Annotated in this window: 6 protein-coding genes; 1 reads left to right on the forward strand and 5 read right to left on the reverse strand. The window is 70.8% G+C overall.

All coding sequences use genetic code 11. The features are described 5' to 3' along the window. The first annotated feature begins 207 nt into the window (after positions 1-207). Positions 208-894, forward strand: a complete 687-nt coding sequence (locus ABT123_RS13230; RefSeq protein WP_351312806.1) for a TetR/AcrR family transcriptional regulator C-terminal domain-containing protein — start codon at positions 208-210, stop codon at positions 892-894. A 168-nt stretch (positions 895-1,062) separates the two neighbouring features. Here ABT123_RS13230 and ABT123_RS13235 read toward each other — a convergent pair whose 3' ends face one another. From ABT123_RS13235 to ABT123_RS13255, 5 genes are all read right to left on the reverse strand, one after another. Further along, entirely contained in the window at positions 1,063-2,253 is a 1,191-nt protein-coding gene (locus ABT123_RS13235; RefSeq protein WP_351312808.1) for a cytochrome P450, read from the reverse strand. Between the two features lie 91 nt (positions 2,254-2,344). Continuing rightward, a complete protein-coding gene (locus ABT123_RS13240) occupies positions 2,345-3,544 on the reverse strand; it encodes a cytochrome P450 (protein ID WP_351312810.1) in 1,200 nt (399 codons plus the stop codon). Between the two features lie 105 nt (positions 3,545-3,649). Beyond that, on the reverse strand, positions 3,650-4,843 hold the full coding sequence (locus ABT123_RS13245; protein WP_351312812.1) for a cytochrome P450: 1,194 nt from the start codon (positions 4,841-4,843) through the stop codon (positions 3,650-3,652). 37 nt (positions 4,844-4,880) lie between these two features. After that, entirely contained in the window at positions 4,881-5,099 is a 219-nt protein-coding gene (locus ABT123_RS13250; RefSeq protein WP_351312814.1) for an MbtH family protein, read from the reverse strand. Then, positions 5,096-21,424: a non-ribosomal peptide synthetase gene (locus tag ABT123_RS13255; protein ID WP_351312816.1), complete on the reverse strand. Its 16,329-nt coding sequence runs from the start codon at positions 21,422-21,424 to the stop codon at positions 5,096-5,098. Before ABT123_RS13255 ends, ABT123_RS13250 begins: the two co-directional genes overlap by 4 nt. Positions 21,425-21,505 lie beyond the last annotated feature (81 nt).

The raw sequence follows: 21,505 nt of genomic DNA on the forward strand, positions 1-21,505 counted from the left end.
TGCGGGATGTGCAGGTCCACACCGTCGAGGACCTTGTGCTCCCCGTAGGCCTTGCGAAGACCGGTAGCCGTGATGGCCGTCATGACATTCCTCCTCTGAAGAGTCTGCTTGTACATCGTTCAAGTCAGACGATAGAGCCGACTTGCACGCTGTGCAAGTAGCTTCTTGAACTTTGTGCAATCCGAAATCTTGATCTACTGTTGGCGCATGCCGCGTGACACGTTGACCCGGGAGCAGATCGTTCGGACTGCCGTCGAGCTCCTGGATGCCGAGGGTCTTGAAGGCCTGAACATGCGCAGTCTGGGCAAACGGCTCGGCACCGCCGCGACTGCGGTCTATTGGCATGTAAAGAACAAGGACAATCTCGTCATACTCGCCAGCGACGAGGTGTGGAACGAGGTCGGGCTACCCGACCTCGACACCGTCGACTGGCGGACGGCGGCCATCTCGATGGCCACCGATCTCTACGCGATGATCGCCCGGCATCCGTGGCTCGTCATGGCCTTCGCCTCCCAGCCCCTCTACGGGCCGAACAAGGCGCGCCATGACGATCACAGTCTCGCGGTCTACGAGAAGGCCGGCTTCGTCGGCGCGGAGGCCGACCAGGCGACGGCCGTGGTCTTCATGTTCGTTCTCGGCAGCACCCTCGGCCTGTCGGCCTCGGTCTCCGTGAACAGACGGCTGAGTCACGGTGGCGGGAACGCCCAGGCCCTCGTCCAGGAAGCCATGACGCAGGCGGCGGATATCGCTTCGCAGTTCCCGAGGCTCCGCGCCCGGATCGACTCCTACGCCGATGCCGATTACGCCGCAGCTCCCGAGAAAAGCTTCGAGTTCGGCCTCCAGTCCGTCATGGACGGTCTGGAGGAGCGACTCACGAACCGCCTTCATCGCTGACTCCCCTTCTTCGGTCCGAGGATTTTTCGTCCCGCTCCCTCGTTCTGAATACAACGTTAGGGAGTGGCCCTATCGGGTCGTTATCGTCGGAGTATCCGGCTCCGGATACGGGAAATCCCCGCCGGCACATGGCCTGGGGCGGGGAGTTCTCGCAGGTCAGAGCAGCGGTCAGTCGGTGCGGACCGCCAGCGAACGGACACCGGTGAACTCGGGCGAGCCGAAGAACACCGGGGCGATGTCCGGGTCCACCCGCAGGTTCGGGAAGTGGTCCAGCAGGATGTTGAAGATGATCCGGGTCTCCACCCGGGCCATGGCGGCGCCGATGCAGTAGTGCGACCCGCGGCCGTAGCCGACATGCTGGTTCGGCGCCCGGGTGACGTCGAAGACGTCCGCACGGGGGAATTGGCGCGGGTCCCGGTTGGCGGCGCCCAGCTGGAGGCTGATCATCCGCCCCTTGGGGATCTTCACGCCGCCGAGCTCGACATCGGCCTCGGTGGCCCGGTACGAGGTGGTGGCCGGCGTGAAGTACCGCATGACCTCCTCGAACATCGGCGGCACCAGGGCCCGGTCGGTCCGGACCATGGCCGCCTCATCAGGGAACGAGTCCAGGCAGAGCATCGTGTTGCCGATCAGGATCGGGCTGGTGAGATGCCCCGCGCCCAGCACGGCGACGGCGAAGTTGATGATCTCGTCGTGGGCCATCGGGCTGCCGTCGAGGTACTTGAACTCCACCATCAGGCTGAGCAGGTCCTGCTTGGGCTCCTTGCGGCGCTCGTCGATGATCTCGCTCAGGAAGTCGCGCAGCGGCAGCAGCGGGCCGAGCAGGGCGTCGAAGTACTCCTCGCCGCCCTGCCCGACCGTACTCATCTGCACGTCGGAGTCCATCGTCTGGTCCACTGCCTTGAACATGTGGCGCTGCTCGGGCGGGGTGCCCAGCAGCTCGCTGAACAGGATCCCCGACAGGTCGTCGATGAAGTCCCCGAGCAGGTCGAATCTCTGACGGCCCGCCAGCCGGTCGATGAGCTCCCCGGCCAGCTTGGTGATCCGGACCTCGAGGTCCTCCATGGCCTTCGGACTGAACGCCCGGCCCACCTGCCGGCGCATGTGGATGTGCTCGGGCCCGTTCATCTGGGCCATGTCGCCCTTGATGAGCTTGGCCTGCTCCTCGTCCACGTCGAACAGCCGGGTGGAGTCGGCGGTGTACGACTCGGAGTCGTTCAGGACGGCGAGGACCTCCGGGTACCCGGTGACCTCGTACACCCCCGTCGCCTCGTCGAACCTCACCTTCTGCTCCGGCAGTCGGCCGTACAGCCAGTACTTCTCCGGACCGAGACCCCAGCGCTCTGCGAAATCGCTCATGCGTGTTCCCTTGGCTAGTCGGTGCGTATGTACGTACGTCGAACAGTGCCGAGGGGCCATGCGAACGAGGGGCCGGTCCGCAGGCCCCGTCTCAGCTCGTGCGGACGGGCAGACTGCGCACACCCGTGAATTCGGGCGAACCGTAGAAGACGGGCGGGAGGTCCGGGTCCAGCCGGAGGTTCGGGTAGCGCTCCATCAGGGCGTTGAAGACCGTACGGACCTCGACCCGGGCCAGCTGCACGCCGATGCAGTAGTGCGGGCCGCGGCCGTAGCCGACGTGCTGGTTCGGCGAGCGGGTCACGTCGTACGTGTGCGGGTCGGGGAACTGGAGCGGGTCGCGGTTGGCGGCGCCGAGCTGCACGCAGACGAGGCTGTCCTTGGGGATGTGCTTCCCGGCCAGGACCACATCGGCCTCGGTGACCCGGTACGAGGTCGAGGCGGGGCTGAAGAACCTCATCGTCTCCTCGAACATGGAGGGGACGAGCGACGGGTCGGCCTTGATCTTCGCCGCCTGGTCGGGGAAGGCGTCCAGGCAGAGCATCGTGTTGCCGATCAGGATCGGGCTGGTGACGTGCCCGGCACCCAGCACGGCGATCGCGAAGTTCACCAGCTCGTGGTGGGGCATCTTGCGGCCGTCGAGGTACTGGAAGTCGAGCATCAGGCTGAGCAGGTCCTCCTGCGGCTCCCGCATCCGCTCCTCGATGACCTCGCTGAGGAACTCGCGGAGCGGCTGCAGGGGGTTGAGCATGGAGCTGAAGTACTCCTCGCCCTCCTGCCCGGAGGTGCTCATGTGCGCGTCCACGTCCATGGTCGCGTTCACGCGGAGCAGGTGCTTGCGGCCCTCGACCGGGGTGCCGATGATCCGGCTGAACAGGATCCCCGACACCTCGTCGATGAAGTCGTGGATCAGGTCGAAGCGGTCCCGGTCGCCCAGCAGGTCGAGCCGTTCGACCGCCGTCTGCCGGACCTGCTCCTCCAGGTCGCCCAGGTGCTTGGGCGTCAGCAGCTTGCCGACCTGCCGGCGCATGTGGATGTGGTCGGGCCCGTCCATCTGCGCGATGTCACCGGCGAAATACTTCCGCGCTTCCTCGTCGACCTCGAACAGCCGGGCGCTGTCGGTCGAGTACTTGGCTGGGTCGTTCAGGACCTCGCATACCTCGCGGTAGCCCCAGACCTGCCACAGTCCGAGCTTCTCGTCGAACCACACCGGCTCGTCCGGGCGCTCGCCGCGCAGCCAGGTGCGGTGCTCTGCCAGCCCCCACAGGGCGGCCAGTTCTGTCGTCGTCGTCATAGGTGTATCCCCCTGCTGAGCGAGCATTCCGTGCCCCGATCCCGCAAACGGTCACGCGGCGACCCGGCGGAGGGTGCCGCGTGACCGGTGCGAGGTACGAGCGCCTTACTTGTAGAGGACGTCGAAGGAGCGCACGCCGAGCATGTCCGTGGACGGGAAGAAGGTCGGCGGGTTCTCCGGGTTGCTGGAGAACTTCGGGAAGCGGTCCAGGATCGTGTTGATCGCGATCTTGCCCTCGAGTCGGGCGAGGCGGGTGCCCAGGCAGTAGTGCACGCCGTAGCCGAAGGAGATGCTGTCGTTCGGGGTGCGGGCCGGGTCGAACACGTTGGGACGGTCGAACTTGAGCGGGTCGCGGTTGGCCGCGCTCACCCACGGGAGGATCATCTGCTCGGCCGGGATGGTGACCCCGCCGATCTCGACCTCACGGGTGGTCACCCGGGACAGCGTGGCGGCCGGCGGAAGCAGGCGCAGCGCCTCCTCGATGGCGCCCGGGACCAGCGAGCGGTCCGCGCGCACCTTGTCGAACACGGCGGGCTCGGTGTCCAGGCAGGCCATGGTGTTGCCGACCATCATGGTGCTGGTGATGTGGCCGGTGATCAGCAGCACGTTGGCGATGTTGACGACCTCGTTGTCGGTGAGGGTCTCGCCGTCCTGCTCCGCCTGGATGAGGTAGGTCAGCAGGTCCTCGCGGGGCTGCTTGCGGCGCTGGGCCACCTGGTCGGCCATGTAGTCGAGCATGGGCTTCAGGCGGGCCTCGGCGGCGTGGATCTGGTCCTCGATGCCCTCGCCGCCGGCCACGAAGTCCAGGCCGGCCATGTTCTCGATGATGTCGAACGCGACACCCTTGAACAGGTCGCGGTCGCTGAGCGGGACGCCCAGCATCTCGGCGATCACGATCACGGGCAGCGGGTAGGCGAGGTCCGCCACCAGCTCGAAGCTGCCCTTCTCCTGCACCTCGTCGATCAGCTCATCGGTGATCTTCTGGATGCGGCCCTCGAGGCCGTTGATGACCCGCGGGGTGAAGGCGTGGCCGATCAGCTTCCGGTACTTGTTCTGCTCCGGCGGGTCCATCTGCGAGATGTCCCCTTCCTGGAACTTCGGGTCGACCTGCACCGCGGCGTATTTGGCCGTCGCCGCCGAGAACGTGGCGTGGTCGCCGAGGATCTGCTCGACCTCGTTGTAGCCGTAGGCGCACCAGGCGCCGATCTCCTCGTCGAACTCGATCGCGCCGGCCGGCCGGATTCCCCGCAGCCACTGGCGGGTTGGGTGGACGTTCCACCGCTCGATGACCTCAGACACTGATGCTTCCTCTCTGCGTACGCTGGGAAATCCGGAACTACTGGGAGACGGCCATGGCGTCCTGCAGGCTCTTGGGCCGCAGGTCCGTCCAGTTGTCCTCGACGTAGGTCAGGCAGGCCGGCCGGTCGGCCGCGCCGAACACGATGCGCCAGCCGGCCGGAACCTCGGCGAAGGCGGGCCACAGCGAGTGCTGGTCCTCGCCGTTCACCAGGACGTAGAACTGGCCGCTCTCGTCGTCGAACGGGTTGCTACTCATACCTGAACTCCATTTCCATCCGACTGCTTTGCGGAAACTTCTCGACCGACGATCCGGCAAATCTCGGCAGCAGGTTCCGGCAGCACCATTTCGTGGTGGGTGGTCTCGATGTCGTACTGCTTGACGGTGCCCGTGATGAACGGCTTCCACAGGTCGCCGAACGTCGCGTCCGGGTTGGGCACGGCGTTGAAGAAGAGCGCGTCTCCGTGGAAGACGGGCGAATTGAATCCCGGCGTCAGAGACGTGTGGTTGAGGATGACGCGTACCGCGTTGTCCAGGAACGACTCGTAGTCCTCCGAGCCGGCCTGGCCGGTGAGCTGCTCCTGGAAGTACTCCCGGAGCGCGCCCGCGGTGGGCGATGCCTGCGTGACCAGGTACGTGCTGGGCACGCTGTCCAGCATCGCCAGCAGCGCGACCTCGTGCCCACGCTGCTGCAGTTCTGCGGCGATCGCCTGGGCGAACGTACCGCCGATGGAATATCCGGCGAGGTGGAAGGGGCCTTCCGGCTGGATTTCCAGAATCTCCCCGACGTAATCGAGGATCATCTCGTCGATCGACTCGGGCAGTTTCGTCCGGCCGTCGAATCCCTTGGCCTGGATTCCGTTGATCGTCGTGTACTGCGGAAGACGACCGGCGAATCCGAGGTAGGGCCAGCATATGCCGCCACCGGGGTGGATGAACCACAGAGTCCGGTCGTTTGTCACGGAATTGGCGCCGCCCTTGATGGACAGGACCGCACCGAAGGGGTCACCGGAGCCGGCGGAGGCGCCCTCCGCCTCCAGGTAGCCCACCAGCTCGGCGACCGTCGGGGAGTCGAACACCGCCCGCAGCGGGAGGTTGACGCCCAGCACGATCCGGATGCGGGTGATGAGCCGGGAGGCCAGCAGGGAGTGTCCGCCCCGGACGAAGAAGCTGTCGTCGATGGTGACCGACTCGAGCCCCAGCACCTCCGCGAACAGGCCGCAGAGGATCTCCTCGCGCGGAGTCCGCGGCGTACGGCCGGCCGACTCGCCCGCGTACTCCGGTGCGGGCAGCGCCCGCTTGTCGAGCTTGCCGCTCAGGGTCAGCGGCACCTCGTCGATGACCATCAGCGCGGCGGGCACCATGTGCTCCGGCAGCCGGTCCCGCAGCAGTGCCCGCACGTCGGCGAGCAGGTCCTCGGAGACCTCGCCAGCCGGCACCACATAGCCCACCAGGCGCTTGTCCATGCGCTGGGCGTCGACGTCCACGACCACCACCGCACGGTCCACGTCGGGGTGCGAGACCAGGGCGGCCTCGATCTCGCCGAGCTCGATGCGGAAGCCGCGGATCTTGACCTGGTCGTCCGCGCGTCCCCGGAAGACCAGCTCGCCGGCCTCGTTCCAGGACACCACGTCGCCGGTCCGGTACATCCGCTCGCCGGGCCGCCCGAACGGGGAGGCCACGAAGCGTTCGGCGGTCACGGTCGGCTTGCCGAGGTACCCGCGGGCCACGCCGGGCCCGGCGATGTACAGCTCGCCGGCCACGCCCACCGGCACCGGCTGGAGCGCCGAATCGAGCACGTACACCCGGGTGTTGTGGATGGGCGTGCCGATCGGGAACACCGTGCCGTCCGGGGTCATCGGCGCGCCCATCGTGGCGCACACCGTGGTTTCCGTCGGGCCGTAGACGTTCATCATCCGGCGGCCCGGCGCCCAGGCGGCGACCAGCTCCGGGGCCGGCGATTCGCCGCCGACCAGCAGGGAGACCACGCTGGTCAGCGCGTCCGTCGGGAGCGCGGCCAGCATCGCGGGCGGCAGCATCATGTGCGTCACCTTGTGCCGGTCGACGGTGTCGGCCAGCGGCAGGCCCGGAGCCAGCTGTTCCTTGTCGGCGACCACCAGGGCCGCCCCGGTCAGCAGGACCGTGAACATCTCGCAGATCGACACGTCGAAGCTGGGCGAGACGAGCTGCAGCATGCGGCTGCCGGCGGTGACCGCCATCTTCTCCGCGTGCGCGGCGACCAGGCTGGCGATCCCCCGGTGGGTGACCACGGTGCCCTTGGGGCGGCCGGTGGAACCCGAGGTGTAGATGACGTACGCGGCACTGTCGAGGGTCTGGAACCGCTCGACCGGGGCGACGGACCCGCCGGTTCCGGCCCGGTCCGCGACGGCCTCGTCGACCCGGAGGGTCGGCAGGCCGTGGCCGGCCAGGACCTCGGCCGCGACCGCGTCCACCACGGCCAGCCGGGCTCCCGAGTCCTCGACCATGTAGGCGATGCGCTCGGCCGGGTAGGTGTGGTCGACGGGCAGGTAGGCGCCGCCCGCCTTGGACACGCCGAGCAGGGCCACCACCAGGTCCGGGGAGCGGCGGGTGGCGACCGCCACCACCGTCTCCGGTCCGACGCCCTGTGCCACCAGGGCGTGGGCCAGCCGGTTCGCCCGCTCGTCGAGCTCGCGGTAGGTCAGCTGCTCCTCTTCGAAGAGCACCGCCACGGCATCCGGGGTCGCGGCGGCCTGACGCTCGAACAGGTCCGGGATCGTGCCGTCCCCGGTGGCCGCGGTGGTGGCGTTGAAGCCGGCCAGCAGCCGCTCCCGCTCGGTCGGCGGCACCATGTCCACCGCGCCGAGCGCCACGTCCGGGTCGGACACCAGCTGGTTCAGCACCCGGGCGAACCGGGCGGCGATCCCCTCGGCGGCCGAGGCCTCGAACAGGTCCTCCTGGTACTCCATCACCACGTGCAGGGAGTCGTCGGCCGCAGCCGCGATGCCCAGCGGGTAGTGGGTGCCGTTGCCGGTGCTGACACCGGTGATGGCGATGCCGCCGTTGACGCTGGTGTCGGCGAGACCGTCCCGGTCCATCGGGAAGGACTCGAAGACGACCACGGTGTCGAACAGGGTGCCCAGCCCAGTGCTCCGGGTGACCTCCGTCAGTCCGATGTGGTGGTGGTCCATCAGCGGGCCCTGCCGGTCCTGCAGACCCGTCAGCACCTGGCGCAGGGTGTGCCAGGGGGACAGCTCCGCCCGCACCGGGAGGGTGTTGATGAACAGGCCCACCATGGACTCCACCCCGGCCACGGCCGGCGGGCGGCCCGAGACGGTGGTGCCGAAGACCACGTCCGAGCGGCCGGTCAGGCTGCCGAGGACGATCGCCCAGGTGCCCTGGACCAGGGTGTTCAGCGTGATGCCGAGGTCGGCGGCGCTGCGCACCAGTTCGCGGGCGGTCTCGGAGGACAGCGGGATCTCGACCTGGCCGACCCGCTCCGGGTCCACCTCGGATCCGGCGCCGGGCGCGATGAGCGTGGGCTCCTCGACCCCGGCGAGCTCGGTCTCCCAGGCCCGGGCGGACTCCTCGGCGTCCTGCTCGGTCATCCAGCCGAGGAAGTCCCGGTACTTGCGGGCCCGCGGCAGCACCGAGGCGTCGCCGGCCGAGCCGTACAGGCGCAGCAGCTCCTGCATCAGCACGCTCAGCGACCAGCCGTCGAGCAGCGCGTGGTGCGAGGTGAGGACCAGTTCGGCCTCGTCCGCGCCGGTCAGCGCCAGCGAGAGCCGGAGCAGCGGGGCGCGGGTCGGGTCGAAGCGGTTGGCCTGGTCCTCGGCCAGGAAGCGCTCCAGTGCCTGGGCGCGCTGTGCGGCGTCCAGGTCGCGGAGGTCGGCGAACTCCCAGGGGAGTTCGACCTCGTCCAGGACCAGCGCCACCTGGTTGCCGGCGGCGTCGGAGACGAAGGCGGTGCGCAGGTTGGCGTACCGGTCGAGCAGGGCCTGGCCGGCGGTCCGCATCCGGTCCGGGTCCACGGCGCCGGAGAGGTCGTACACCACCTGGACGTGGTAGGCGTCGTAGGTGGAGTCGGCCATCAGCGACTCGAAGAGCAGACCGGACTGGAGCGGGGTGAGCGGCCAGACGTCGGTGAGCGACGGGTGGCGGCGTTCCCAGACCTCCAGCTCGCTCTGGCGGACCGAGACGAGCGGGACGTCGGAGGGGGTCAGGCCGCCGGCGCCCGGCTGGGCGACGTGGCGGGCCAGGCCCTCCAGGGCGGTCCGCCAGAGGTCGGCGAGCTGCTCGACCTCGGCGCGGGCCAGGACTCCGGCCGGGAAGCCGAAGCGGACTCCCAGCTGCGGGCCCTCCTTGGTGTCGGTGACGGCCGCGTTGATCTCCAGGGTGGACATCACCGGCATGTCGGCGTCGGGGACGGCGATCAGTTCGTTGCTGCCGGGGGCGAGGGTCCAGCCCAGCCCGCGCAGCTCCTCCGGCATGTCCGTGGTGGAGAACCGGCCGAGGTAGTTGAACGCGATCTGTCCGGTGCCGTGGCCGCGGAGCTGTTCGGCGGTGTCGTCGTTGAGGTAGCGGAGCAGGCTGTAGCCGAGGCCCTTGTCGGGGATCCGGAGCAGCTGTTCCTTGACCGCCTTGACCACGCGTCCGGCGGATGCGCCGCCGGCGAGGGCCTCCTCCAGGTCCGCCTCGCCGATGTCGAGCCGGACCGGGAACATGCTGGTGAACCAGCCGACGGTGCGGGACAGGTCGGCGCCGGGGACGACGCCTTCCTCGCGGCCGTGGCCCTCCAGCTTGACCAGCAGGGAGGACTCCTCGATCCCGCGGGCCCGCCGCCACTGGGCGACGGCCAGGGCGAGGCCGGTCAGCAGGCCGTCGTTGACACCGCCGCGGAAGGCGGCGGGGACGTCGGTGAGCAGGGCACTTGTGACCCAGCCCGGCACCTTCAGCCAGACGTGCTCCACGGTGGAGATGACGTCCACGGCGGGGTCGATGTCACGGGAGCCGAGCAGCGGGTCCGGGCCGTCCACCACGGACTGCCACAGGCCGAGTTCGGCGACGCGCTCCGGCGAGGCGGCCTCGTCCACCAGTGCCTGGGTCCAGCGGCGCACCGAGGTGCCGACCGCGGGGAGTTCCGGGGCCTTGCCGTCGCGGATCCTGCCCCAGGCCTCGGCGAGGTCCGGGAGCAGGATGCGCCAGGAGACGCCGTCGACGACCAGGTGGTGCAGGATCACCAGCAGGCGGCCGGCGCCGGTTCCGGCGTCGAACCAGACGAACTGGGCCATCACGCCGGCGGCCGGGTCCAGGCGGCCGGTGGCCGCGTCGAGCTCCTCGGTGGCGCGGGCCAGCCACGCCTCGTCCCAGGCGCCGTCCCAGTCGATCCGGTGCACCAGGCCCGATACGTCCACCGAGCCGGGCGCGGTGACGATCATGCCGCCGTCGACCAGCTTGGAGCGGAGCAGGTCGTGCCGGTCCCAGACCGCGGCCAGGGTGGCGACCAGGCCGTCCCGGTCGATGCCGGCCGGCAGGTCGGCGACGGTGGACATGGTGAACCGGTCGAAGCCGCCGCCCAGTTCCATCAGGTAGCGGGCCACCGGCAGCAGCGGCATAAAGCCGACGCCGCCGCCCTCGAACTCCTCGAGGACCACCGCGGCACCGACCCGCTCGGCCGCGATCAGGGCGAGCTCGGCCACGGTGCGGCACTGGAAGACCTCACGCGGGCTGACCTCGACCCCGCGGGCACGGGAGCGGGAGACCACCTGGATGGACCGGATGCTGTCCCCGCCGATGGCGAAGAAGTCGTCGTCCACACCCACCCGGTCCACACCGAGGACCTCGGCGAAGACCGCGGCCAGGGTCTCCTCGACCTCGTTGGACGGGCCGCGGTAGACCTCGCCCTTGAACACGGGGTCGGGCAGGGCGGCCCGGTCCAGCTTGCCGTTGGGGGTCAGCGGCAGCCGGTCCAGCACCACGAAGGCGGACGGGACCATGTACTCCGGCAGGCGGGCCGAGGCGAACCGGCGGAGCTCCTGCGCGGAGACACCGGCGGTCAGGTCCATGCTGTTCTTCTTGGCCGGGCCGTCCTGGTCCGCGGTGCGGGCCGGGACGACATAGCCGACGAGCTGCTTGGCGTCGCCCTTGCCGGCGCGGACCAGGACGGCGGCCTGCTCGACGCCCGGGTGGGCGGTGAGCGCGGCCTCGATCTCGCCGGGCTCGATCCGCAGACCGCGGATCTTCACCTGGGCGTCACCGCGGCCGACGTACTCCAGGGTGCCGTCGGCGGTCCAGCGGGCCAGGTCGCCGGTGCGGTACATGCGCGAGCCGGCCGGGCCGAACGGGTCGGCGACGAAACGTTCCGCCGTCAGGGCGGCACGGCCCCGGTAGCCACGGCCCACGGAAGCGCCGGCCACGTACAGCTCACCGGGGACGCCCGGCGGGACCGGGGTCAGACCGGCGCCCAGGACGTACGCCCGGACGTTCTCCAGCGGGGTGCCGATCGGCGCACCGGCCGCACCGTCCCATTCCTCGCCGCCGGCCAGGGAGAAGGCGGTGGCGTAGAAGGACTCGGTCTGGCCGTAGCCGTTGACCACCCGGACACCGGGGAAGGCCGCCCTGGCCCGGGCCACCAGCGAGGCCGGCAGGGCCTCGCCCGCGAACACCAGGGTGTCCACGCTGGTCTTGCCCGCGATCTGGTCCAGCAGCTCCGCGAAGACCGAGGGAACCGAGCTGATCACACTGCCCGACCAGCTGTCCCGCTCGCCCAGCTCCAGCACGTCGCGGACCACCTCGACGCTGCCGCCCGTGGTCAGCGCGGTCATGATCTCGAAGACCGAGACGTCGAAGTTGACCGAGGTGCCGGCCAGGATCCGGGCCCCCTGCTCCAGCCCGAGGGCCGCCACCAGGCCCGGCAGGGCGCTGGTGACGTTGCCGTGGGTCACGGCAACGCCCTTGGGGACGCCCGTGGAACCGGAGGTGTACATCACGTACGCCAGGTTGTCCGGGGACGGCGCGACCGGTACAGCAGCCGACGCACCCTCTGTCAGGTCGATCTTCCCGAGGAAGAGCTCCGTGACCCCGTGCTCCGGCAGCACCCGGGCGGCCTCCTCGTCGAGGAGGAGCAGCTCGGGGGCGGCCTGTTCCAGCATCAGGCCCAGTCGCCCGCTCGGGAAACGGGGGTCGATCGGGAGGTAGGCGGCACCGGACTTCAGGATGCCGAGCATCGCAACGACCAGGTCGGCCGAGCGGGACAGTGCCAGACCCACCACGGACTCCTGCCGCACACCGCGGCCGGCCAGGGCGCGGGCCAGCCGGTTCGCGCGCTCGTCGAGCTCCCGGTACGTCAGGGTCTGCTCGCCGGACACCACGGCCACCGCATCGGGGGCGGCGGCGGCCTGCGCCTCGAACAGTCCGGTCACGGTCTTGGCGGCGGCCGGGACCGCAGGACGGTTGAAGGTGTCCAGCAGCTCCTGCTCGCCCGGGACCAGCACGTCCACCGTGGCGATCCGGCGGGCCGGCTCGGTCACGAGCTGGCGGACGACCTGCACAAAGCGGTCGGCGAGCTTCTCGATGGTGCCTCGGTTGAACAGGTCGGTCGCGTATTCGAGGTAGCCGATCACGCCGGTACCGGGGATGTCGCCCATGTTGAAGAACAGGTCGAACTTCGCGGTGTCGGTGAACGAGGGCTCCCAGGTGACCTGGAGCCCGCGCATCTCGAAGTCCTCGCGGGTGATGTTCTGCCAGGCGAACATCACCTGGAACAGCGGGTGGTAGGCGGTGGAGCGCTCCGGGTTGAGGATCTCCACCAGCCGCTCGAAGGGCGCTTCCTGGTTGTCGTACGCGGTGAGGGCCTTGCCCCGCACCTGCCGCAGCACCTCCTCGAAGGAGGGGTTGCCCGACAGGTCGGCGCGCAGCACCCAGGTGTTGACGAAGAAGCCGACCAGCTCGGCCAGTTCCGCGTCGGTGCGGTTGGCGATCGGGGAGCCCATGGTGATGTCGTCACCGCTGCCGAGCCGGCCGAGCAGGACCGACAGCGCCGACTGGAGCACCATCGACGCGGTCGCGCCGTGGGTGCGGGCCAGCTCCTCGACCTTGGCCGACAGCTCCGGGTCGAGGCCGAACTCCACGACGTCACCGCGGTGGCTGGGGGCCGGCGGGCGGGGCCGGTCCACGGGCAGCGGCAGCGGCTGCGGGACGCCGGCCAGCTCCTGCCGCCAGTACGAGGCCTGGGCGGTGAGGAGGCTGTCCGGGTCGTCGGCCTCGCCGAGCAGCTCGCGCTGCCACAGCGTGTAGTCGACGTACTGGACCGGCAGTTCCTCCCAGTCCGGGGCGTGGCCGTCCAGCCGGGCCGCGTAGGCGGCGCCCAGGTCGCGGGCGAGCGGGGCCATCGACTCGCCGTCGACGGCGATGTGGTGGATCACCAGGACCAGCCGGTGCTCCTCGGCGCCGGAGCGCACCAGGGCGGCCCGGACCGGGATCTGCGTCGCCATCCGGAACGGGTCCTCGAGGACCTCGGCCACGGCTTCGGCCACGCCGTTGACCGACACGTCGACGAGCGGGATGTCCAGGGACACCTCGGCCGCGGGCACGACCTGCTGGAAGGGGTGGCCGTCGGCGTCCTCGACCATCAGGGTGCGCAGGGTCTCGTGGCGGGCCACCAGGTCGCGGACGGCGGCGCGCAGCGCCTCGACGTTGAGCAGGCCGGCCAGGCGCAGCACGAAGGAGTGGTTGTACGTGGACGAGGGACCCTCGAAGCGGTCCACGAACCACAGCCGGGTCTGCGCGTAGGAGAGCGGCACCCGCTCGGGGCGCGTCTCGACGCGGCGCAGCTGCGGACGGGCCGGGCCGGTGGTCGTCAGGTGACGGCTCAGCTCGGCGACGGTGGGCGCGTCGAACACCAGCCGGACGCGGACCTCCACGCCGAGGGCGGCGCGGATCCGGTTGACCAGACGGGTGGCGAGCAGCGAGTGGCCGTTGCGGGCGAAGAAGTCGTCGTCGATGCCGATCCGGTCCACGCCGAGGACCTCGGCGAACAGGCGGCACAGCACTTCCTCGTTGGCGTTGCGGGGTGCCCGGTAGGCCACTCCGGTGAACTGCGGCTCGGGCAGCGCGGCCCGGTCCACCTTGCCGTTGGGCAGCAGCGGGAACTTCTCCAGGGTGACGAACGCGGCGGGCACCAGGTGGTCGGGCAGCCGCGCGGAGGTGTAGCCGCGGAGGTTCTCGGGCGCCTCGGTCCCGGCGGGGACCACATAGGCGGCGAGGTACTTGGAGGTGCTCTTGCCCTGGCCCTCGCGGGCGATGACCAGTGCCTGGCCCACCTGGGGGTGGGTGATCAGGACGGCCTCGACCTCGGCGGGCTCGACGCGGACGCCGCGGATCTTGACCTGGCCGTCGCCGCGGCCGACGTACTCCAGGGTGCCTTCGGCGGTCCAGCGGGCGAGGTCGCCGGTGCGGTACATCCGGGAGCCGGCCGGGCCGAAGGGGTCGGCGACGAATCGTTCCGCCGTGAGGGCGGCACGGCCCCGGTAGCCACGGCCCAGGGAGGCGCCGGCCACGTAGAGCTCACCCGTCACACCGGGCGGGACGGGGGTCAGGCCGGCGCCCAGGACATACGCCCGGACGTTGCCCAGGGGTGCGCCGATCGGCGCGCTCGCGCCGCCGGTCCACTCCTCGGCGGCGGCCAGGGAGAAGGCGGTGGCGTAGAAGGACTCGGTCTGGCCGTAGCCGTTGACCACGCGGACGCCGGGGAAGGCCGCCCGGGCCCGGGCCACCAGCGAGGCCGGCAGGCCCTCGCCGGCGAACACCAGGGCCTGCGGGCTGATCCGGCCCGGCAGGTCGTCCAGCAGTTCGGCGAAGGCCGAGGGGACCGAGCTGATCACATCGGCGGCCCAGTCCGCGCGCTCGGCGAGGGCGAGGACATCGCGGACCAGCTCGACGCTGCCGCCGGTGGTCAGCGCCGAGAAGATCTCGAACACGGACACGTCGAAGTTGATCGACGCACCGGCCAGGACCCGCGCGCCCGGCTCCACACCGAGGGCGTCGACCAGGCCCGGCAGGGCGTTGGTGACGTTCCGGTGGGTGATGGCCACGCCCTTGGGGATGCCGGTGGAACCGGAGGTGTACATCACGTACGCCACGTTGTCCGGGAGCGGGGCCACTGCGGCGGTCGTCGCCGCACCCGCGCCCTCGGCGGCGATCTCGATCTCGTCGAGGAACAGCCGGGGGATGTCGGCGGGCGGCAGCACGCTCTGGGCCGCGGCCTCGGTGAGGATCAGCGAGGGGGCCGCGTCGTTCAGGATGAACTCGAGCCGGCGGCTCGGGTACTCCGGGTCGATCGGCACATAGCCGGCCCCGGACTTGAGGACGCCGAGGAGGGCGACCACCAGGTCCGCGGTGCGCGGCAGCGCGACGGCGACGACCGACTCGCGGCCCACGCCGCGGGCGGCCAGGCCGGCCGCCACCCGGTCCGCGCGCTCGTCCAGCTCGCGGTAGGTCAGCGACTGCTCTCCGGACACCACCGCGACGGCGTCCGGGGTGGCCGCGGCCTGCTCGGCGAACCGGCCGGGGACGGTGGCCTCGGGGACCTCCGCCGTGGTGGTGCCGGCGCCGCGCAGGATCTGCTCCCGCTCCGCGGGGGCAAGCACGTCCACCGCGCCGACCGGCATGTGCGGGGTGGCCACCAGCTGGGTCAGGACCCGCTCGAAGCGCTCCGCGAGGGTGTCCACCGCGGCCCGGCCGAGGACGTTGCGCTGGTACTGGAGGGACAGCTGGAGGTTGGGGTCGGCGTCGGCCATCACGGTCAGCGGGTAGTGGGTGCCGCTGAACGGGGTGATGCCGGTGATGGCGACACCGGAGGAGGCGTTGGCCTCGCTCAGGCCGACATGGTCGACCGGGTAGGACTCGAACACCACGATGGTGTCGAACAGGTTGTTGGTCCCGGCGGCCTGGTAGATCTCGGTCAGGCCGTAGTGGTGGTGGTCGAGCAGCGCGCCCTGCCGGTTCTGCAGCGCGCCGAGCAGCTCGGCGAAGGAGTCGCCGGGGGCGGCCGGCACCCGCACGGGCAGGGTGTTGATGAACAGGCCCACCATGGACTCGACGTCCGGCACGGCCGGCGGGCGGCCCGAGACGGTGGCGCCGAACACCACGTCCGAGCGGCCGGTCAGCTGGCCCAGCAGGACCGCCCAGGCGCCCTGGACCAGGGTGTTCAGGGTGACGCCGAGGTCGGCGGCGGTGGCGGTCAGGCCGAGGGCGAGCTCGGTGGAGAGCGGCACCTCGACCAGGCCGACGTCGTCGCTGTGCGAGTCGGCGCCCTTGTCCGGCACCAGCAGGGTGGGCTCGTCGAAGCCGTCGAGCTCCTCGGACCAGGCCCGGGCGGCGGCGTCGCGGTCCTGCTCGGCCAGCCACACCAGGAACTCGCGGAATCCGCGGACCCGCGGCAGGGCCGTGGCATCGCCGGCGGAACCGTACAGGCGCAGCAGGTCCTGCATCAGCCACGGCACCGACCAGCCGTCGAACAGCACGTGGTGGGCGGTGAAGACCAGCGCGGAGCGGTCGGGGCCGCGGGTGACCAGGGTGATGCGCAGCAGCGGCGGGCTGACCGGGTCGAACCGCGTGTTGCGGTCCTCGATCAGGAAGTCCTGGAAGGCCTCCTCGCCCTTGCCGGTCATGTCCAGGTGCTGCCAGGGCAGTTCGACATCGCCCAGGACCAGCTGGACGAGGTCGCCGGCGTCGTCGGAGACGAACGCGGTGCGCAGGTTGGCGTACCGGTCCAGCAGGGCCTGGCCGGCCGCGCGCATGCGGGCGGCGTCCACCGGGCCGGACAGGTGGTACGCGAACTGCATCTGGTACGCGTCGTAGGTGGCGTCGGACAGCATGGACTCGAAGAGGAGCCCGTTCTGCAGCGGGGTGAGCGGCCATACGTCGGTGAGGGACGGGTAGCGGCGCTCCCAGACCTCCAGCTCGCTCTGGCGGACGGCGACGAGCGGGACGTCGGAGGGGGTCAGGCCGCCGGCCTCGGGCCCGGCGGCGTGCCGGACCACGCCTTCCAGCGCGGTCTGCCACAGCTCGGCGAGCTGCTCGACGTCCTCGCGGGCCAGGACGCCGGTCGGGAAGCCGAACCGGGCGGTCAGCTGACCGGAGTCGGTGACGAGCGCGTTGATCTCCAGGGTGGACATCACCGGCATGTCGGCGTCGGGGACGGCGATGAGCTCGTTGGTGCCGGGGGCCTGGGTCCAGCCCAGGCCGCGCAGCTCCTCGGGCATATCGGCCGAGTTGAAGACGCCCAGGTAGTTGAAGGCGATCTGGCCGGTCGGGTACTCGGCGAGCACGGCGGCGGTGTCGTCGTTGAGGTAGCGGAGCAGGCCGTAGCCGAGGCCCTTGTCGGGGATCCGGAGCAGCTGCTCCTTGACGGCCTTGATGACCTGCCCGGTGGCTGCGCCGCCGGCGAGGGCGTCCTCGACGTCGGCGGTACCGAGGTCCAGGCGGACCGGGAACATGCTGGTGAACCAGCCGACGGTGCGGGACAGGTCGGCGCCGGGGACGACGCCTTCCTCGCGGCCGTGGCCCTCCAGCTTGACCAGCAGGGAGGACTCGTCGATGCCGCGGCTGCGGCGCCAGCTCGACACCGCGACGGCCAGGGCGCTGAGCAGGCCGTCGTTGACACCGCCGCGGTAGGCGGCGGGGACCTCGGCGAGCAGGGCGCTTGTGACGGCGGCGGGAACCTTCAGCCAGACGTAGTCGACCGCGGAGATGACGTCGACCTCGGGGTCGATGTCACGGGAGCCGAGCAGCGGGTCCGGGCCTTCGACCACGGACTTCCACAGCTCGAGCTCGGCGAGCCGCTCGGGGCTCTCCGCCGCGTCGACCAGGGCCTGGGTCCAGCGGCGTACCGAGGTGCCGACCGCGGGGAGCTCCGGAGCCTTGCCGTCGCGGATCCTGCCCCAGGCCTCGGCGAGGTCCGGGAGCAGGATGCGCCAGGAGACGCCGTCCACGACCAGGTGGTGGAGGCTGATGAGGAGGCGGCCGACGCCGGTTCCGGCGTCGAACCAGACGAACTGGGCCATCACGCCGGCGGTTGGGTCCAGGCGGCCGGTGGCCGCGTCGAGTTCCTCGGTGGCGCGGGCGTACCAGGCCTCGTCCCAGGCGCCGTCCCACTCCACGCGGTGGATGAGGGAGGCGACGTCGACGGAACCGGGCGCGGTGACGATCATGCCGTCGTCGACGAGCCGGGAGCGGAGCAGGTCGTGCCGGTCCCAGACGGCGGCCAGGGTGGTGGCCAGGCCGTCGCGGTCGATGCCGGCGGGGAGGTCGGCGACCGTGGACATGGTGAACCGGTCGAAGCCGCCGCCCAGTTCGAGGAGGTAGCGGGCCACGGGCAGCAGCGGCATGAAGCCGACGCCGCCGCCCTCGAACTCCTCGAGGACCACCGCGGCGCCGACCCGGCCGCCGGCGGCGATCGCGAGCTCGGCCACGGTGCGGCACTGGAAGACCTCGCGCGGGCTGACCTCGACTCCACGGGCACGGGAGCGGGAGACCACCTGGATGGAGCGGATGCTGTCGCCGCCGATGGCGAAGAAGTCGTCGTCGACGCCGACCCGGTCGACGCCGAGGACCTCGGCGAAGACGGCGGCCAGGGTCTCCTCGACCTCGTTGGACGGGCCGCGGTAGACCTCGCCCTTGAAGACCGGGGCGGGCAGGGCGGCCCGGTCCAGCTTGCCGTTGGGGGCGAGCGGCAGCCGGTCCAGCATCACGAAGGCGGACGGGACCATGTACTCCGGCAGGCGCGCGGAGACGAACTTGCGCAGCTCGGCCGTGGAGACGCCGGCGGTGAGGTCGACGTGCAGGTCGCCGATGCTCTCGGCGGCGCCCGGGTCGTTGCCGAGGACGCCGACTGGGACGACGTAGCCGACGAGCTGCTTGGCGCCGGCCCGCTCGTAGACGGTGACCACGGCCTGGGAGACGCCGGGGTGGGCGGTGAGGGCGGCCTCGATCTCGCCGGGCTCGATCCGCAGACCGCGGATCTTGACCTGGCTGTCGCCGCGGCCCGCGTACTCCAGCTTGCCCTCGGAGTTCCAGCGGGCCAGGTCGCCGGTGCGGTACATGCGCGAGCCGGCCGGGCCGAACGGGTCGGCGACGAAACGTTCCGCCGTCAGGGCGGAGCGGCCGTGGTAGCCACGGCCGACCACGCCGGAGACATAGAGCTCGCCCACCACGCCGGGGGGCACCGGGGTCAGGCCGGGGCCCAGCACATGGGCGCGCATGTTGCCCAGCGGGTCGCCGATCGGCACGCTGCCGTTGGCGTCCCACTCCTGCGCGCCGTCCACGGTGAACGTACCGGCGTAGAAGGACTCGGTCTGGCCGTAGCTGTTGACCACGCGGACGCCGGGGAAGGCCTCGCGGGCCCGGGCGATCAGGGAGGCCGGCAGGGCTTCACCGGCGAACACCAGGGTGTCCACGCTGGTCTTGCCGGCGATCTGGTCCAGGACTTCGGCGAAGACCGAGGGGACGGAGCTGATCACGCTGCCGGACCAGCCGTCGCGCTCGCCCAGCTCCAGCACGTCGCGGACCACCTCGACGCTGCCACCGGAGGTCAGCGCCGTGATGATCTCGAAGACGGAGACATCGAAGTTGATGGAGGTGCCGGCCAGCATCCGGGAGCCGGGGCCGATCCCGACCACCGAGGCCAGCCGCATCACGCCGTTGACCACGCCGTGGTGGGTGATCGCAACGCCCTTGGGGGTACCCGTGGAGCCCGAGGTGTACATGACGTACGCGAGGTTGTCCGGGCGCAGCGGCACGGTCACGGCCGCGGCCTCGGCCTCGGCCAGCTCCAGCTCCTCGAGGAACAGGCAGGGGGCGTCGTGCTCCGGCAGTCCGGCCGCCGTCGCGAGGTCGGTGAGCAGCAGCACCGGGCGGGCCTGGGAGAGCACCAGGCTCAGGCGCTTGCTCGGGAAGCGGGGGTCGATCGGCAGGTAGGCGGCACCGGACTTCATGATGCCGAGCATCGCGACGACCAGGTCGGCCGAGCGCGGCAGCGCGAGGCCCACCAGGGTCTCCGGCTGCACACCGCGCTCCAGGAGGGCGTGTGCCAACCGGTTCGCGCGCTCGTCGAGCTCCCGGTACGTCAGGGTCTGCTCGCCGAACACGACGGCGAGCGCGTCCGGGTCGACGGCGACCTGCTGCTCGAACAGCTCGGGGACGGTCACCGCGGGGGTGGAGGCGGCGGTGTCGGCGAAGCCGGCCAGCCGCTCGCGCTCGCCGGGCAGCAGCACGTCGACGGAGCCGACCGGTCGGGTGGGCTCGGTGACGAGGTGGCGCAGCACCTGGAGCAGGCGCGCACCGATGTTCTCCACGGTGCTGCGGTTGAAAAGATCGGTCGCGTACTCCAGCACGCACCGCATGCTCTGGTCCGCCGGGTCGACGGCGAAGTTGAACTCCAGGTCGAACTTGGCGGTGTGGGTGGGGACGGCCTCGAGCTCGCCGGTCACCCCCGGCAGGTCCAGGACCAGCCGGTCGTTGCTCTGCCAGGTGAACATGACCTGGAACAGCGGGTTGTAGGCGGTGGAGCGCTCGGGGTTGAGGACCTCGACCAGGCGCTCGAAGGGGGCGTCCTGGTTGTCGTACGCGGCGAGCGCCTTGTCGCGGACCCGCTCCAGCACCTCGTCGAAGGAGGGGTTGCCGGAGAGGTCGGTGCGCAGCACCCAGGTGTTGACGAAGAAGCCGACCAGGTCCAGCAGGGCCTCGTCGACGCGGCCGGCGATGGTGGCGCCGATCGGGACGTCCTCGCCGGCGCCCATGTGGTGCAGCAGGACGGCGAGCGCCGCCTGCATGACCATGGGGGTGCTCGCGCCGTGGACGGAGGCCAGTCGCTCGGCGGCGGCCACCAGCTCGGCGTCGATCGCGAAGTCGACCATGTCGCCGCGGTGGCTGATCACCGCGGGGCGGGGCCGGTCCAGCGGCAGCCGCAGCTGCTCGGGGGAGCCGGCGAGCTCTTCGCGCCAGTAGGCGAGCTGGCCGGAGATGACGCTGTCGGGGTCGCTCTCCTCGCCGAGCATCTCGCGCTGCCAGAGGGTGTACTCCCCGTACTGGACCGGGAGTTCCTCCCACTCCGGGGCCTCGCCGTGGACCCGGGCCGTGTAGGCCTCGGCCAGGTCGCGGGAGAGCGGCAGCATCGACTCGCCGTCCGCGGCGATGTGGTGAATGACGAGGATCAGCACGTGCTCGTCCGGGGCGCTGCGCACCAGACGGGCCCGTACCGGGATCTCGGTGGCGAGGTCGAAGTGGTGGACGACCTCCTCGGCGACCACCGCGTCCACGGCAGCCTCGGCACCCTCGGTGCCGGGGTCGACGACGATCAGTGGAATGTCCAGGTCCAGGCTCTCGGCCGGAAGGACCTGCTGGGCCGGCACACCGCTTTCGTCGACGACGAAAACGGTGCGCAGGCTTTCGTGCCTCAGGACCACGTCGCGCAATGCGGCAGAAAGCGCGCCCTCATCGAGCGTTCCGTTCAGACGCAGCAGGAACGGAACGTTGTAGGTCGCCGACGGCCCCTCGAACCGGTCGATGAACCACAGGCGCCGCTGGGCGAAGGACAAGGGGATCATTTAGCGTCTACTCCTCGATCAGTCGTCCTGCGCAGACGTGGCATTGTGTGGCAGCAGGACACCACTAAAGACGGCTGAGGG

This window comes from Streptomyces sp. NPDC002054 (genome assembly GCF_040296685.1).
Lineage (GTDB): Bacteria > Actinomycetota > Actinomycetes > Streptomycetales > Streptomycetaceae > Streptomyces.